Source organism: Leclercia sp. Marseille-Q4284, from assembly GCF_916618945.1.
Taxonomy (GTDB): Bacteria; Pseudomonadota; Gammaproteobacteria; order Enterobacterales; family Enterobacteriaceae; genus Enterobacter; species Enterobacter tamurae.
This window is the reverse complement of record NZ_CAKAKG010000002.1, coordinates 163,158-179,699: the sequence shown is the minus strand read 5'-3', so window position 1 is coordinate 179,699 and position 16,542 is coordinate 163,158. Positions and strand designations below refer to the sequence as shown.

The 16,542-nt window shown below is 55.1% G+C and carries 14 protein-coding genes; 10 read left to right on the top strand and 4 right to left on the bottom strand.

Annotated elements, in window-relative coordinates; all coding sequences use genetic code 11:
- Positions 1 to 49: 49 nt before the first annotated feature.
- Positions 50 to 520 carry an FKBP-type peptidyl-prolyl cis-trans isomerase gene (gene fkpB, locus LG383_RS15575; protein ID WP_106994190.1) on the top strand — a complete coding sequence of 157 codons (471 nt, stop codon included), beginning with the start codon at positions 50 to 52 and terminating at the stop codon, positions 518 to 520.
- Entirely contained in the window at positions 501 to 1,451 is a 951-nt protein-coding gene (gene ispH / locus LG383_RS15570) for a 4-hydroxy-3-methylbut-2-enyl diphosphate reductase (RefSeq protein WP_106994191.1), read from the top strand. The genes fkpB and ispH overlap by 20 nt, the downstream gene beginning before the upstream one ends.
- Positions 1,452 to 1,454: 3 nt before the next feature.
- Here the strand turns inward: ispH and LG383_RS15565 are convergent, their stop codons facing one another.
- Positions 1,455 to 2,375: a LysR family transcriptional regulator gene (locus tag LG383_RS15565; protein ID WP_225759600.1), complete on the bottom strand. Its 921-nt coding sequence runs from the start codon at positions 2,373 to 2,375 to the stop codon at positions 1,455 to 1,457.
- Positions 2,376 to 2,467: 92 nt separating this feature from the next.
- On the opposite strand from LG383_RS15565, the gene LG383_RS15560 reads away from it, so the two are divergent.
- Both LG383_RS15560 and dapB read left to right on the top strand, forming a co-directional pair.
- Entirely contained in the window at positions 2,468 to 3,100 is a 633-nt protein-coding gene (locus LG383_RS15560; protein ID WP_225759599.1) for an alanyl-tRNA editing protein, read from the top strand.
- A gap of 210 nt (positions 3,101 to 3,310) precedes the next feature.
- Positions 3,311 to 4,132, top strand: a complete 822-nt coding sequence (gene dapB / locus LG383_RS15555; RefSeq protein WP_106994194.1) for a 4-hydroxy-tetrahydrodipicolinate reductase — start codon at positions 3,311 to 3,313, stop codon at positions 4,130 to 4,132.
- A 147-nt stretch (positions 4,133 to 4,279) separates the two neighbouring features.
- Here the strand turns inward: dapB and LG383_RS15550 are convergent, their stop codons facing one another.
- Complete coding sequence (locus LG383_RS15550; RefSeq protein WP_225759598.1) at positions 4,280 to 4,522, bottom strand: hypothetical protein; 243 nt, start codon at positions 4,520 to 4,522, stop codon at positions 4,280 to 4,282.
- Between the two features lie 65 nt (positions 4,523 to 4,587).
- Here LG383_RS15550 and carA point away from each other — a divergent pair, with 65 nt between their 5' ends.
- The 3 genes from carA to LG383_RS15535 all read left to right on the top strand — a co-directional run bounded on the left by carA (position 4,588) and on the right by LG383_RS15535 (position 9,400).
- On the top strand, positions 4,588 to 5,736 hold the full coding sequence (gene carA / locus LG383_RS15545; RefSeq protein ID WP_225759597.1) for a glutamine-hydrolyzing carbamoyl-phosphate synthase small subunit: 1,149 nt from the start codon (positions 4,588 to 4,590) through the stop codon (positions 5,734 to 5,736).
- Between the two features lie 18 nt (positions 5,737 to 5,754).
- Positions 5,755 to 8,979, top strand: a complete 3,225-nt coding sequence (gene carB / locus LG383_RS15540) for a carbamoyl-phosphate synthase large subunit (protein WP_106994197.1) — start codon at positions 5,755 to 5,757, stop codon at positions 8,977 to 8,979.
- 187 nt (positions 8,980 to 9,166) lie between these two features.
- Positions 9,167 to 9,400 carry a YgdI/YgdR family lipoprotein gene (locus LG383_RS15535; RefSeq protein ID WP_106994198.1) on the top strand — a complete coding sequence of 78 codons (234 nt, stop codon included), beginning with the start codon at positions 9,167 to 9,169 and terminating at the stop codon, positions 9,398 to 9,400.
- Between the two features lie 51 nt (positions 9,401 to 9,451).
- On the opposite strand, the gene LG383_RS15530 is transcribed toward LG383_RS15535, so the two are convergent.
- Positions 9,452 to 12,274 carry an autotransporter outer membrane beta-barrel domain-containing protein gene (locus tag LG383_RS15530; RefSeq protein WP_370635169.1) on the bottom strand — a complete coding sequence of 941 codons (2,823 nt, stop codon included), beginning with the start codon at positions 12,272 to 12,274 and terminating at the stop codon, positions 9,452 to 9,454.
- Between the two features lie 392 nt (positions 12,275 to 12,666).
- Between LG383_RS15530 and kefF the strand changes: the two genes are divergently transcribed.
- The 3 genes from kefF to folA all read left to right on the top strand — a co-directional run bounded on the left by kefF (position 12,667) and on the right by folA (position 15,649).
- Positions 12,667 to 13,197: a glutathione-regulated potassium-efflux system oxidoreductase KefF gene (kefF, locus tag LG383_RS15525; protein WP_225759596.1), complete on the top strand. Its 531-nt coding sequence runs from the start codon at positions 12,667 to 12,669 to the stop codon at positions 13,195 to 13,197.
- On the top strand, positions 13,190 to 15,055 hold the full coding sequence (gene kefC, locus LG383_RS15520) for a glutathione-regulated potassium-efflux system protein KefC (protein ID WP_225759595.1): 1,866 nt from the start codon (positions 13,190 to 13,192) through the stop codon (positions 15,053 to 15,055). Before kefF ends, kefC begins: the two co-directional genes overlap by 8 nt.
- A gap of 114 nt (positions 15,056 to 15,169) precedes the next feature.
- Positions 15,170 to 15,649, top strand: coding sequence for a type 3 dihydrofolate reductase (gene folA, locus LG383_RS15515; protein WP_039030411.1), 480 nt, complete (start codon positions 15,170 to 15,172; stop codon positions 15,647 to 15,649).
- Between the two features lie 43 nt (positions 15,650 to 15,692).
- Here folA and apaH read toward each other — a convergent pair whose 3' ends face one another.
- Positions 15,693 to 16,541 (bottom strand): bis(5'-nucleosyl)-tetraphosphatase (symmetrical) ApaH, encoded by an 849-nt coding sequence (gene apaH, locus LG383_RS15510; RefSeq protein WP_106994203.1) that lies wholly within the window; start codon positions 16,539 to 16,541, stop codon positions 15,693 to 15,695.
- Position 16,542 lies beyond the last annotated feature (1 nt).

Sequence of the window (16,542 nt, the reverse complement as noted above, 5' to 3'; positions counted from 1 at the left end):
TAGGCCCGGTAAGCGCAGCGCCACCGGGCAAAATTAGCGAGCAATTTGCATGTCTAAATCCGTACAGAGCAACAGCGCGATGCTGGTTCACTTCACGCTGAAACTGGATGATGGCTCCACCGCAGAGTCCACCCGCAACAACGGCAAACCGGCGCTGTTTCGTCTTGGCGATACCTCTCTGTCGGAAGGTCTTGAGCAACAGTTGCTGGGCCTGAAAGAGGGCGAGAAAAAAGCCTTCACTCTGGAGCCGGATGCCGCGTTTGGTGTGCCGTCCCCGGACCTGATTCAGTACTTCTCGCGCCGTGAATTTATGGATGCGGGCGAACCGGAAATCGGGGCAATCATGCTCTTTACCGCTATGGATGGCAGCGAAATGCCTGGCGTGATCCGTGAGATCAACGGCGACTCCATTACCGTCGATTTCAACCACCCGCTCGCCGGGCGTACCGTCCATTTTGATGTTGAAGTGCTGGAAATTGACCCGGTACTGGAGGATGTGAATGCAGATCCTGTTGGCTAACCCGCGCGGTTTCTGTGCCGGAGTAGACCGCGCTATCAGCATTGTTGAAAACGCGCTGGAGCTTTACGGCGCGCCGATTTATGTCCGTCACGAAGTGGTGCATAACCGCTATGTGGTGGATAGCCTGCGTACCCGTGGGGCGATCTTTATTGAGCAGATTGATGAAGTGCCGGATGGCGCAATCCTGATCTTCTCCGCCCACGGCGTCTCCCAGGCGGTACGTAACGAAGCGAAAAATCGCGATCTGACCGTGTTTGATGCCACCTGCCCGCTGGTCACCAAAGTGCATATGGAAGTGGCACGCGCCAGCCGTCGCGGTGAAGAGTCGATCCTGATTGGTCACGCCGGTCACCCGGAAGTGGAAGGTACCATGGGCCAGTACAGCAACCCGGAAGGGGGCATGTACCTGGTCGAGTCTCCGGATGATGTGCTGACGCTGAACGTCAAAAACGAAGCGAAGCTGTCGTTTATGACCCAGACCACGCTCTCGGTGGATGACACCTCTGATGTTATCGATGCCCTGCGTCAGCGCTTCCCGAAAATCGTTGGCCCGCGCAAGGATGACATCTGCTACGCCACCACTAACCGTCAGGAAGCGGTGCGCGCCCTGGCGGAGCAAGCAGATGTGGTACTGGTTGTCGGCTCGAAAAACTCCTCAAACTCCAACCGTCTGGCCGAACTGGCGCAGCGAATGGGCAAAGCCGCATTCCTGATTGACGATGCGACCGATATTCAGGAAGCCTGGGTCAAGAATGCTGCCTGTGTTGGCGTGACGGCGGGAGCTTCTGCCCCGGATATTCTGGTGCAGAACGTGATTGCCCGTTTGCAGGAGCTGGGCGGCGGAGAAGCCATCCCGCTGGCGGGGCGCGAAGAGAATATCGTCTTCGAAGTCCCGAAAGAGCTGCGAATTGATGCCCGCGAAGTTAAGTAAACTTTAAAAAATGCCAGTCACTGAATGACTGGCATTTTTTTCATTCAGGTAGTCGATCATTGCCCGCATCCTGGCAGGCATATGTTTGTTGCGCGTCCACAGCAGCCAGAGATCGCCCGTATAGCTACTGATAAACTCCCACTCCGGCAGTACCTGCACAATTTCCCCGCTTTCCAGCGCTTCACGCGCCGTGAACAGCGGTATACTCCCGATTCCCAGGCTGCACTTTACCGCATCCAGCCTCACACCCGTGTGGTTAGCGGCGTAACGTCCGTGGGTCTGTACCGTTTCCGTTTTCCCGTTCAAAGCAAACTTCCAGCGTGAATCGGCTGGGGTTTCACCGAGCGAGATACAGCTGTGTTCCCGAAGATCGTGCGGATGTTGGGGTGTTCCCGTGCGACGAAGGTACTCTGGCGTGGCGCAGATAACATGGGTGACCGACATCAGCGGTTTACCGTACAGGCCAGGGGAGGGGGTAGTAGTGATCCGTAACGCCAGATCGACGCCGTCGTCGATCAAATCCATATAACGATCTTCCAGACGCAGACAGACATCTATTTGCGGATAGCGCTCAAGGAATGCCGGGATTAAAGGATGGATCACAAAACGTCCCACGGCTTTCGGCACGCTCATGGTGAGCTTTCCCTGCGCAACGGTCTGCAGGCTGCTGCCAGAATCCATCGCCTGCTGTGCCGCGTCCAGCATATCCAGCGCATGTTCATAAACCGATTTTCCGGTCACGGTAAGGGCCAGCTTGCGCGTGGTGCGGTGCAGCAATTTGCATCCCATCTCTTTTTCAAGACGTGAAACACAGCGGCTAATTGCGGAGGGCGTTGCGCCAGTCAGACGAGCTGCGGTTGAAAAGTTACCCTGCTCTACGATGGTGACGAAAGTGGCGAGATCGGGAAGCAGGGCAGGTTTCATTTGTGCATACCAGGCAAGAGTGCAATGTGTGAGCGGCAGATTATCGACATTCAAGTGACGAATATACTGTCAGGCTACAGAGGAGAGCAACCATGACAGAACGACTTTATTACTCAAGTGACGCGACAGCAGGCCGGGCACAGGTGATCCGTTGCACTGAAGAGCCTGACGGCCGTTACGCCATTGAGCTCAACCAGACCCTTTTTCATCCGCAGGGGGGCGGGCAGCCAGCAGATCGGGGAACGCTCGACGGGATGGCGGTAGAAGCAGTCTCCCTGCGCGGAGAGCAGATCGTCCACATCGTGTCCGGCGCGCTGGCGCCAGGTGAGGTGGAGATGCAGGTCGATGAAGAGGTGAGAGAACGTCACTCCCGCTGGCACAGCGCAGGCCATTTGATTGGTTATGCCGGCGAGCAGTTTGGCTGGAAGCCGGTAAAAGCCCAACACTGGCCCGGTGAAGGGCGGATTACCTTTATGCCCGGTGAGCCTCAGGGCCTTCTGCCTGATGCCAGCGCTCTGATGGCAATGATTGACGGCTGGAAAGCCGACAACCTGCTTCGCCATACCGAAATTGAAGCGGGCAGACGCAAGGTCCGCTTTGGCGAGCTCCCGGCATACTTGTGCGGAGGAACGCACGTTAAACAGCTGGCGGATATTGGGATGGTGCAGATCCTCGGGCTGAAGATGAAAAAGGGGCAGCTGGTGGTAACCTATGCGCTCGACTAACAGGATGGTGATTAACCCCCTAAACGTATCATTCTGCCTCCGGCGCTGGTGGTGCGTGAATCATAGGGTTTTCGCTGACGATCATGTCTTTCACTGATATCTCTCCCTGTTTATCATTAAATTCTAATTATCGGCGTTTTCAGTGGCAGCCTTCGTCAGGGCTGGTTAATCTGAAAACGGTTTACATCATTTTAACGTAAGAGAATAACTATGCATGATGCAGAGATCCGTGTCGCCATAGCGGGCGCGGGCGGACGTATGGGCCGTCAGCTTATTCAGGCGGCACTACAGATGGATGGCGTGGCACTTGGCGCGGCGCTGGAGCGCGAAGGTTCATCGCTTCTGGGCGCTGACGCAGGTGAGCTTGCGGGCGCAGCGAAGACGGGCGTCACCGTCCAGAGCAGCCTCGAGGCGGTTAAAGATGACTTTGATGTGTTTATCGATTTTACCCGTCCGGAAGGCACCCTGACTCACCTGGCGTTTTGCCGTCAGCATGGTAAAGGCATGGTTATCGGCACTACCGGTTTCGATGATGCAGGCAAGCAGGCTATTCAGGATGCGGCCAAAGAGATTGCGATCGTCTTTGCGGCGAACTTCAGCGTCGGCGTGAACGTGATGCTCAAGCTGCTGGAGAAGGCGGCGAAGGTGATGGGGGATTACACCGACATCGAAATCATCGAAGCGCATCACCGTTATAAAGTCGATGCCCCGTCCGGCACTGCGCTGGCGATGGGCGAGGCGATTGCTCAGGCGATGGACAAAGATCTGAAAGAGTGTGCGGTCTACACCCGGGAAGGTCATACCGGCGAACGCGTTCCTGGCACCATTGGTTTTGCCACCGTTCGTGCGGGCGACATCGTGGGTGAACATACCGCAATGTTTGCCGATATCGGCGAGCGCGTTGAAATCACCCATAAAGCGTCCAGTCGGATGACTTTTGCAAATGGGGCTGTTCGTTCAGCAATTTGGTTGAAAGGCAAAAAAGATGGTCTCTTTGACATGCGTGATGTGCTCGATCTTAACAATTTATAATCAAGTTTACCCTTCGTGATGTGGTTATTGCAGTCATAATTACTTGATTGCAGAGGGCAATAATTTATTGCCCTTTAATTTTAGTCTGTTTTAAGTCTTTTTAATTTAAAGTGCTTATAAATATAAGTTATCTCCATTATTTCTGTTTCAAAATTGTGAATTTTGACCAAATGGTCCATTTTTTGAGGCTGGTAAGGCCGGGTTAACAATAAAAATGACCCGCAAGCGTTTTCTTACGTGATTTAGTTGATCTTTTTGCCCATTAACAACCTTCCTGACCATCAGTGCCGCAAAAACTACAAATAAAAGCCGCTTTTTAAGTTGACTTTCCCCTGCCAAATCTCCAGAATGCCGCCGTTTGCCGAAAATCCACTGGCAGCAGATTTGCATTGCTTCACACTATGGTTGTGCATTAATATGCAAATAAAGTGAGTGAATATTCTCTGGAGGGTGTTTTGATTAAGTCAGCGCTATTGGTTCTGGAAGACGGAACCCAGTTTATCGGTCGGGCCATTGGGGCAACAGGTTCGGCGGTTGGGGAAGTCGTTTTCAATACTTCAATGACCGGTTATCAAGAAATCCTCACTGATCCTTCCTATTCCCGCCAAATCGTTACTCTAACTTATCCCCATATCGGTAATGTCGGCACTAACGCCGCTGATGAAGAGTCCTCCCAGGTACATGCACAAGGTCTGATTATTCGCGACCTGCCGCTGATTGCCAGCAACTACCGCAACACCGAAGACCTCTCGTCCTACCTGAAACGCCATAACATCGTGGCGATTGCCGATATCGATACCCGTAAGCTGACGCGTCTGCTGCGTGAAAAAGGTGCCCAGAACGGCTGCATCATCGCTGGCGACAACCTGGATGCGGCGCTGGCGCAGGAAAAAGCCAAAGCCTTCCCGGGGCTGAACGGCATGGATCTGGCAAAAGAAGTGACCACCACTGAGGCCTACAGCTGGACTCAGGGTAGCTGGACGCTGGCAGGCGAACTGCCGGAAGCCAAAAAAGAAGAGGAGCTGCCCTTCCACGTGGTGGCTTACGACTACGGCGCCAAGCGCAACATCCTGCGCATGCTGGTGGATCGCGGCTGCCGTCTGACCGTTGTGCCGGCGAAGACCCCGGCAGACGACGTGCTGAAGATGAATCCGGACGGGATCTTCCTCTCCAACGGCCCGGGTGACCCGGCCCCGTGCGACTACGCCATCGACGCAATTAAGACCTTCCTCGAAACCGACATTCCGGTATTCGGTATCTGCCTCGGCCATCAGCTGTTGGCGCTGGCCAGCGGTGCCAAAACCGTGAAGATGAAGTTCGGTCACCACGGTGGTAACCACCCGGTGAAAGATATCGACAACAACACGGTGATGATTACCGCGCAGAACCACGGTTTTGCGGTGGACGAAGCTTCCATGCCGACCACCCTGCGTGTGACCCACAAATCACTGTTCGATGGCACCCTGCAGGGCATCCATCGCACCGACAAACCGGCGTTCAGCTTCCAGGGACACCCGGAAGCGAGCCCAGGCCCACACGATGCCGCGCCGCTGTTCGATCACTTTATCGAACTTATCGAGCAATACCGTAAGACCGCTAAATAATCAGGAGCCGAGAAGACCATGCCAAAACGTACAGACATAAAAAGCATCCTGATCCTTGGCGCTGGCCCGATTGTCATCGGCCAGGCCTGCGAATTCGACTACTCCGGCGCCCAGGCGTGTAAAGCCCTGCGCGAAGAGGGTTACCGCGTTATCCTGGTGAACTCCAACCCGGCGACCATCATGACCGACCCGGAAATGGCCGATGCGACCTACATCGAGCCGATTCACTGGGAAGTGGTACGCAAAATCATCGAAAAAGAGCGCCCGGATGCGGTGCTGCCGACCATGGGCGGCCAGACGGCGCTGAACTGTGCGCTGGAGCTGGAGCGTCAGGGTGTGCTGGCCGAGTTCGGCGTGACCATGATTGGCGCGACTGCCGACGCGATTGATAAAGCCGAAGATCGCCGCCGTTTCGACGTGGCGATGAAGAAAATCGGTCTCGACACTGCGCGCTCTGGTATTGCCCATAATATGGAAGAAGCGCTGGCGGTTGCCGCTGACGTGGGTTATCCGTGCATCATTCGTCCATCCTTCACCATGGGCGGCACCGGCGGCGGTATCGCCTATAACCGTGAAGAGTTCGAAGAGATTTGCGAGCGCGGTCTGGATCTCTCCCCAACCAAAGAGCTGCTGATTGATGAGTCGCTGATTGGCTGGAAAGAGTACGAGATGGAAGTGGTGCGTGATAAAAACGACAACTGCATCATCGTCTGCTCTATCGAAAACTTCGACGCCATGGGCATCCACACCGGTGACTCCATCACCGTGGCGCCAGCCCAGACCCTGACCGACAAAGAGTACCAAATCATGCGTAACGCCTCGATGGCGGTACTGCGTGAGATTGGCGTCGAAACCGGCGGCTCTAACGTTCAGTTCTCGGTAAACCCGAAAAACGGTCGTCTGATTGTTATCGAGATGAACCCGCGCGTATCCCGCTCCTCTGCGCTGGCCTCGAAAGCGACCGGCTTCCCGATTGCTAAAGTAGCGGCGAAACTGGCGGTAGGTTATACCCTCGACGAGCTGATGAACGACATCACCGGCGGCCGTACCCCGGCGTCGTTTGAACCCTCTATCGACTACGTTGTGACCAAAATCCCTCGCTTCAACTTCGAGAAATTTGCCGGTGCCAACGACCGTCTGACCACTCAGATGAAGTCCGTCGGTGAAGTGATGGCGATTGGCCGCACTCAGCAGGAATCCCTGCAGAAAGCCCTGCGCGGCCTGGAAGTAGGCGCCACCGGTTTCGACCCGAAAGTGAGCCTGGACGACCCGGAAGCGCTGACCAAAATCCGTCGCGAGCTGAAAGACGCCGGTGCCGAGCGTATCTGGTACATCGCCGACGCCTTCCGTGCCGGTCTGTCCGTCGATGGCGTCTTCAACCTGACCAACATCGACCGCTGGTTCCTGGTGCAGATTGAAGAGCTGGTGCGTCTGGAAGAGAAAGTCGCGGATCTGGGCATCAACGGCCTCGACGCTGACTTCCTGCGCATGCTGAAGCGTAAAGGCTTTGCGGATGCGCGTCTGGCTAAACTGGCGGGCGTGCGCGAAGCGGAAATCCGCAAGCTGCGTGACCAGTACAACCTGCACCCGGTCTACAAACGCGTGGACACCTGCGCGGCAGAATTTGCCACCGACACCGCGTACATGTACTCCACCTATGAAGACGAGTGCGAAGCGAACCCGTCCGTTGACCGCGACAAAATCATGGTGCTGGGCGGTGGTCCAAACCGTATCGGCCAGGGCATCGAGTTCGACTACTGCTGCGTACATGCCTCACTGGCGCTGCGCGAAGACGGTTACGAGACCATCATGGTCAACTGTAACCCGGAAACCGTCTCTACCGACTACGACACCTCTGACCGCCTCTACTTCGAGCCGGTAACGCTGGAAGACGTGCTGGAAATCGTCCGCATCGAGAAGCCAAAAGGCGTTATCGTGCAGTATGGCGGCCAGACGCCGCTGAAGCTGGCGCGTGACCTCGAAGCCGCAGGCGTACCGGTTATCGGCACCAGCCCGGACGCGATTGACCGTGCGGAAGACCGCGAGCGTTTCCAGAAGGCGGTTGACCGTCTGAAGCTGAAACAACCGGCTAACGCCACCGTGACGGCCATTGAGCAGGCGGTTGAGAAAGCCAAAGAGATCACTTACCCGCTGGTGGTGCGTCCATCCTACGTCCTGGGCGGCCGCGCAATGGAAATCGTCTACGACGAAGCCGACCTGCGTCGTTACTTCCAGACTGCGGTGAGCGTCTCTAACGATGCGCCAGTGCTGCTGGACCGCTTCCTGGATGACGCGGTGGAAGTGGACGTGGATGCCATCTGCGACGGCGAAATGGTGCTGATTGGCGGCATCATGGAGCACATCGAGCAGGCAGGGGTTCACTCCGGCGACTCCGCCTGTTCTCTGCCAGCCTATACGCTGAGCAAAGAGATTCAGGACGTGATGCGCGACCAGGTGCAGAAGCTGGCCTTCGAGCTGCAGGTGCGTGGTCTGATGAACGTGCAGTTTGCGGTGAAAGACAACGAAGTCTACCTGATTGAAGTTAACCCGCGTGCGGCGCGTACCGTACCGTTCGTCTCCAAAGCGACCGGCGTACCGCTGGCGAAAGTGGCGGCGCGCGTGATGGCGGGCCAGACTCTGGCACAGCAGGGCGTGACCAAAGAGATCATCCCACCGTACTACTCGGTGAAAGAGGTGGTGCTGCCGTTCAACAAATTCCCGGGCGTTGACCCGCTGTTAGGGCCAGAAATGCGCTCTACCGGGGAAGTGATGGGCGTGGGCCGCACCTTCGCAGAAGCATTCGCTAAAGCGCAGCTGGGCAGCAACTCCACCATGAAGAAGCAGGGCCGTGCGCTGCTCTCCGTGCGTGAAGGGGACAAAGAGCGCGTGGTTGACCTGGCCGCCAAGCTGCTGAAACAGGGCTTTGAGCTGGATGCAACCCACGGTACCGCGATTGTGCTGGGTGAAGCTGGTATCAACCCGCGTCTGGTGAACAAGGTGCATGAAGGTCGTCCGCACATTCAGGACCGTATCAAGAATGGCGAATATACCTACATCATCAACACCACCGAAGGGCGTCAGGCAATTGAAGACTCCAAGCTGATTCGCCGCAGCGCGCTGCAGTACAAAGTGCACTACGACACCACCCTGAACGGCGGTTTCGCGACAGCCATGGCGCTGAACGCGGATGCTACCGAGAAGGTGATTTCGGTGCAGGAAATGCACGCGCAGATTAACAAGTAATACGCAGGTTATCGTAGGCCCGGGAAGCGAAAGTGCCCCGGGCAGACGGCGGGTGGCGCTTCGCTTACCCGCCCTACGATGGCTGCCTTCCTCTTCAGAACCTTCTGCTTTTCCATCTCCCATCAGTCAGTTAGCCTAAAATTATCAGGTCGATAATTAAATCCAACTGAAAAGCAGGGAGAACACCATGCGAACTAAACTTCTGATGACCTCAATTTTTGCTGCCGCAGCACTGTTCACCGTTGCCGGTTGTTCATCTAATCAGGCGGTGAAAACCACTGACGGTAAAACTATCGTCACCGACGGGAAGCCGCAGGTAGATGACGATACTGGAATGATGTCTATTGATAATGCCGAAACCGGTCAGACGGAACAGATTAACCGCGATCAGGTTAAGTCCATGGGTGAACTGAAGAACTGATAAAAAAATGCAGTGGCCTGAGCCACTGCATCGATCGTTTCGGTAATACGATTACCAGCGGTGGTTCAGCAGGATATGACCGCCGTAAGCATCGTAGCTGTTTTCACCCCATTCGCCGCTGGCACGCAGCGAGATCAGCGTGGTCTCGTTTAGCTTGCCGGTAACGCCCAACTCCAGCTGACCGCGGTCATCCGGGGTATCGTTGCTGAACGCTTCACCGTTAAAGGCGATATCGTTCTGTCCGGCGCCTTTCAGCCAGTTGACCGCAACATACGGCTGCCAGGCCTGCACATCTTTCTGATCGAAGTAACTGGTTTTCACCCCAACGCGACCCAGAATGCTGTCGTTATCGAGCGTGGTAATACGCACGCCGTCGGCATCGGTATGATCATCCTGGTCCAGATAGCTGTAAACGGCCTGGATCTGCGGTTCGATTTTCCAGGTTCTTTCGCTTTCAGAGTCAACAATCCAGGCGTGACCCGCTTCCAGCGAGGCGGCAAAGCCCTGGCTGTTATAGGACTCGTCACTGCGATCGTCGCTTCTCAGCTTATTGTGATACCAGCCGAAAGAGGCCCAGCTGTCGATATAGCTGCCTTTGCGCAACTGCTGATCTTCCTGCCAGGTAGCGTATACGCCGACGTTCACGCCATCGACTTTACCCTGCGCAGAGCGTTTGCTGCCGGTTGAGGTGGAGTCGGTTTTGGCCTGACCGGCGCCGAACATCATCCCGCTATGCAGCACGCCGGTGTCCATCTTCTTGCTGATGAAATCGCTGCCGACCTGCATCACGTACTGGGTGGTGTCATAGTTGACTTTGCCGCCTGCCACATCATTTTCATGATAGCGGCCTTTGACGTACATCCAGGTGTTGAGATCGTCCTCGTTGCGCAGGGTCAGTTGATCGCGATCGTCACGTTTGTGCAGGAACATGTCCTGGGCGGCGAGGTAGTTACCTAAGTAAGCACCAACTTCCGGGGCCAGATTGCTCATCTCTGGTGGGGTATAGCCGTCATCGTTGTTGTCATCAGGAGCGGGAACAGGATCAGGAACGACACTGTTATCATCAGGCGTCGGGACAGGGTCTGGAGCAGGGGCCGGTGCCGTAGATGCAGACTCCAGATACCAGTTACCATCGGTGTGTTGATTCAGGCTGTATTCCCACGCCCCGACCACGACCGGTCTGGAGAGTGAAAATGCAGCATCAGAGTTACCGCCTACGCTGACAACCTGCATCCCGTTCACGGTCTGCGCGCCCATCCCGCCGATATTGCTGATACTGACGCCAGACTCACCCGCGCTGTCGCCGGTGATAGTCAGATGGTCGGTGGCAGAGCTGTCATCGCCCAGCACGCTGTTCATGGCGATCAGGCTGCCGCTAACGCCGGTATAGTCACCGTTAATGGTGAAATCGTTACCCACGCTGTCGTTCAGCCCGGCTATCTGCAACGTGCCGCTGTTGGTAACGTTGCCGTTGATGGTATTAACGGTGGATGCAGTGGAAGCGCCGGTCCCCTGCACGGCATTCCAGGATGCCAGCACGCCGCCGCTGAGGATATCCACGTTGTTGTTTACGCTGCCTGCGCTGGCGAAGGTTGCGCCGTTATCAACGGTGAGGGTGGCGGTGTTGCCTGAACTACCCAGGGTTGCGCCTTCGGCGACCAGCGTAGTGCCGCTGCGCAGAAGGGTATTGCCGGTGTAGCTGTTGTTGCCGGTCAGGGTCAGGATGTTGGCATCGGTTTTGGTTACGCTGCCGCTGCCAGTAATATCGGTCGCGAAGGTGAAGTCAGCGGCCTGGTTAAATTCCAGCGTCCCATTGTTAGTCAGCGTCCCGGTTAAGGTACCCGTTTTGGCGCCATTACCCAGTTGTAGGGTGGCGCCATCGGCGATAAGGGTGTTACCAGCGTTGTTGACTGTACCTGCGAGGGTCAGTTTGCCAGTATCGACCTTTAACGAATCATTTGTACCAATAATATCGATGTTCCCGGTGAGATCCCACGCATTGCCTGACATAGTGAGGGAGGCAAAGCCATCGCCTTCATTAATACCAATAAAGTTGCTGTCTTCGCTACCTGAGCCTTTTAAAACGAGCATGTTGCCTGTTGAAACCGTGGAAATTACATCGCCATCGAGTTGTGATCCGGTATCAAGCGTCAAGCTGTTATTTTTGCTGCTACCAAAATAGATGGCACTATCTGAGCCTTTAATCACGCCAGAATTGTTGATGACCGCTTTTGCATTTTCGGTTACGAGAATGCCATTTTCCGAGCCTTCAATACTGCCGCTGTTGGTCAGAAAACTATTGCCAGCCCCCCATAGCTTGACCCCATTACCCTGGTTACCTTTGAAAGTACCTTCGTTGGTGAATGTGATAGTCACTCCAGAGGAGAGTGCCGTGTCCCCTTCGACGAGGCCATCATTAGTCATGATAATGGTCGATGCCTGATCGCTAATCAAAATGCCATTATTTTTGCCAGTAATAGTGCCGGAGTTATTGATCGAGCCACCCATCACATTAACGGTGATCCCATTCCCATTGCTGGATGTAATGTGTGCACCTGCTTTGTTGTCTAAATTAGAACCCTGTTTCATAGATTCAATTGAAATGCCATCACCATTAGCCGCAATAGTCCCAAAGTTCTCTATATCGGATGTCTCGTCTCCACTCACCGTTACCGCAGGGCCAGAGTTAGTTGTAGAAATTTCGACGCCTTCATTAATCGTGTAGGACTGATCCTGAGAGAAAGTTTGGGCATTCGTTGTAGATTGATCAATTACTGCAGAATTTGCGATTAAGGGAGGAAGTATTAATAGGGTTGGAAATATTCGGTATATTGATTTTGTTATGTCATTTAATTCAGTAATTATATTTTTCATTGCCACGTCCCTCTGTGATTTAAAGAAATTAAAATGGGTGTGTATCTTAATGAGGAGGGTGTACTTTGTAAATATCTGTTTTATAAGGGTAAAAAATAAATTAAAATTCAAATTATTCATTCTTAAAGCATTGGTGTATACCTATTCTTTTTAAAGAATAATTTCATTTTAAATAAAATATTTATGATTTATTATGGTTTTTGGTTTAATGATTAATATATTGAATAATATTATTTTTGAATATATTATTTTGATTGGATACGGTTTTTTTGATAGAACTTTTTTTATCAATCTTTGCGCTATAGCTGGCGATGCCGCCGAAGCCCTTCAAACGCCTCTCTTTCCTGTCTACACTGACTGTCACAACAAGAAAGCAGTTCATCAGGTTAATCATGATACTCATTATTTACGCGCATCCGTATCCGCAGCACTCGCATGCGAATAAGCGGATGCTTGAGCAGGTCAAGACGCTTGAGGGCGTAGAGATCCGCTCGCTCTATCAGCTCTATCCCGACTTCAATATTGATATCGCTGCCGAACAGGACGCGATTGCCAGGGCCGATTTGATCGTCTGGCAGCACCCGATGCAGTGGTACAGCATGCCCCCATTACTGAAACTGTGGATCGACAAAGTGTTCTCTCACGGCTGGGCATACGGTCATAACGGCCGGGCGCTGAAGGGCAAAAGCCTGCTGTGGGCAGTCACCACCGGGGGCGGTGAAAGCCATTTTGACATCGGAACCTTCCCTGGTTTTGAGGTGCTGGCGCAGCCGCTACAGGCCACCGCGCTCTATTGCGGCCTGAACTGGCTCCCGCCGTTTGCCATGCACTGCACCTTCGTCTGTGACGATGAAACGCTGCAGGCCCAGGCCCGACACTATAAACAACGTTTACTCGACTGGCAGGAGGCGCACCATGGATAGCCATACGCTGATTCAGGCGCTGATCTATTTAGGCGCCGCGGCGCTAATTGTGCCGGTTGCGGTACGCCTCGGGCTGGGTTCCGTGCTGGGGTATCTGATCGCCGGGTGCGTAATAGGGCCGTGGGGATTCCGGCTGGTTACCGACGCCGAGTCGATCCTGCACTTTGCCGAAATCGGCGTGGTGCTGATGCTGTTTGTCATCGGCCTCGAGCTGGATCCGCGGCGTCTGTGGAAGCTGCGCGCCTCGGTATTTGGCGGTGGGGCATTGCAGATGCTGGCCTGCGGTCTGCTGCTGGGCGGGTTCTGTATCCTGCTGGGTATGGACTGGAAGGTGGCAGGGCTAATTGGCATGACGCTGGCCCTCTCTTCCACGGCCATTGCCATGCAGGCCATGAACGAACGCAACCTGACGGTGACCCAGATGGGGCGCAGCGCTTTCTCGGTGCTGCTGTTCCAGGATATCGCGGCTATCCCGCTGGTGGCGATGATCCCGCTGCTGGCGGTATCCGGGGCCTCCACTACCCTTGGTGCTTTTGCCCTCTCAGCATTAAAGGTCGTCGGGGCATTAACGCTGGTGGTCCTGCTCGGGCGATACGTCAGCCGACCGCTGCTGCGCTTTGTCGCCCGTTCCGGCCTGCGGGAAGTGTTCAGCGCCGTGGCCCTGTTCCTGGTCTTCGGCTTTGGCCTGATGCTGGAAGAGGCGGGGCTCTCTATGGCGATGGGCGCGTTTCTGGCTGGCGTCCTGCTGGCGAGTTCGGAATACCGCCACGCGCTGGAAAGCGACATTGAGCCTTTCAAAGGGCTGCTGCTGGGGCTGTTTTTCATCGGCGTGGGAATGTCTGTCGACTTCGGCACCCTGGTCACTCATCCGCTGCGCATCGCGATCCTGCTGGTGGGCTTCCTGGTCATTAAAATGGCGATGCTCTGGCTGGTGGCCCGTCCGCTGAAGGTGCCCGGGAAACAGCGCCGCTGGTTTGCAGTGCTGCTGGGGCAGGGGAGTGAATTTGCATTCGTGGTATTTGGCGCGGCCAATATGGCGAACGTCCTCGATCCGGAGTGGGCCAAGGCGCTGACCCTGGCGGTAGCGCTCTCCATGGCGGTAACGCCGCTGCTGCTGGTGGTATTGACCCGTCTGGAAGCGGCCAACAGCGGCCAGGAGCGCGAGGCGGATGAAATCGACGAAGAACAGCCGCGGGTGATCATTGCCGGGTTCGGTCGCTTCGGCCAGATTACCGGTCGTTTGCTGCTCTCGAGCGGCGTGAAGATGGTCATCCTCGATCACGATCCCGACCATATTGAGACCCTGCGTAAATTTGATATGAAGGTCTTTTACGGCGATGCCACGCGCGTGGATTTGCTGGAGTCTGCCGGAGCGCAGAAGGCCGAAGTATTGATCAACGCGATAGACGATCCGAAGAACAGCCTGCAGCTGGTCGAGCTGGCGAAAACCCATTTCCCGCATCTGAAGATCATCTCCCGCGCGCGCGATATCGATCATTACATCAAGCTGCGTCAGAGCGGTGTTGATGCGCCGGAGCGTGAAACCTTTGAAGGGGCGCTGAAATCCGGTCGGCTGGCGCTGGAAAGTCTGGGGCTCGGGGCCTATGAAGCCCGGGAGCGGGCCGATCTGTTCCGCCGGTTTAATATTGAGATGGTCGAAGAGATGGCTGCAATGGCGGAGAACGATGCCACGTCACGCGCGGCGGTGGTTAAACGCACCAGCGCCATGCTGATGGACATCATCAATGAGGATCGCAATCACCTCTCGCTGACCCAACGTCACGGCTGGCAGGGAACCGAAGAGGGCAAGCATACCGGGGATCCGGGAGACGAGCCGGAGAGTAAACCGCTGGCGTGAAGCGGGGTTGCCAGCAAATATAAAAAATTTCCTGTTCTTTACTCTGCCGCCAGTCGACGAAAGATTAAGCTTTCCGTATAGTGGCGGCAATTTTTTGCATCCGGGAAATAATCAATGATCAGTCTGATTGCGGCGCTTGCGGTAGATCGCGTGATCGGTATGGAAAATGCCATGCCGTGGAATCTGCCTGCCGATCTCGCGTGGTTTAAACGTACTACGTTGAACAAGCCGGTAGTAATGGGGCGCCTGACCTGGGAGTCAATCGGGCGTCCGTTGCCGGGCCGTAAAAACATCGTCATCAGCAGCCAGCCTGGCACCGATGAGCGTGTTGAGTGGGTGAAATCCATTGACGAAGCCATCGCTGCCTGCGGCGATGCCGAAGAAATCATGGTGATTGGTGGCGGCCGTGTGTATGAGCAATTCCTGCCAAAAGCGCAGAAATTATATCTGACCCACATTGATGCTGAAGTGGAAGGGGATACCCATTTCCCGGACTACGATCCTGACGAGTGGGAATCGGTATTTAGCGAATTCCACGACGCGGACGCGCAAAATTCGCACAGCTACTGCTTCGAGATCCTTGAACGCCGCTAATGATTTACTGCACCTTTCCCGACGGGAGAGGTGCAGCTCTCCGCTACGACGCTACCGCTTCCTTCTCGCCTGAATCCAGATGCCGGTTCGACGGCTGAACAAAATACGCTTTATCTTCCCAGCGCAGACAGGTCAGGTCTCCACCCCAGCAGCAGCCGGTATCCAGACCGTAAATGCCTTCAGGCGTGCCTTTGCCCTCCAGCGACGCCCAGTGACCGAAGATCACGTTGTAATGCTCCGTCACCGGTCCGGGGATCGCAAACCAGGGCTTGAGCGGGGTCGGCGCATTTTCCGGCACATCCTTGCAGTACATATCCAACTGACCGTTCGGGAAACAGTAGCGCATACGGGTGAAGGCGTTGGTGATAAAACGCAGGCGTGCCACGCCGCTGAGATCCATGCTCCAGTTGTTGGGCATGTCGCCGTACATGGCATCAAGGAAGAAAGGGTAAGAGTCGCTGGAGAGCACGGCTTCGACGTCGCGCGCGCACTCTTTTGCGGTTTGCAGATCCCACTGCGGTGTAATGCCCGCATGGGCCATCACCAGCTGCTTCTCTTCATCAACCTGCAACAGTGGCTGGCGACGCAGCCAGTTAATAAGCTCATCAGCGTCTGGGGCATCCAGCAGCGGGGTGATCCTGTCTTTCGGTTTATTACGGCTGATACCGGCATAGACCGCCAGCAGATGCAGATCGTGATTGCCAAGGACCAGCCGCACGCTGTCACCCAGCGACTTCACATAACGCAGCACATCCAGTGAGCCAGGCCCGCGCGCAACGAGATCGCCGGTTAGCCATAGCGTGTCCGTACCCGGGGTAAAATCCACCTGCTTTAACAACGCGATCAGTTCATCGTAGCAACCATGAACATCGCCAATGAGATATGTAGACATG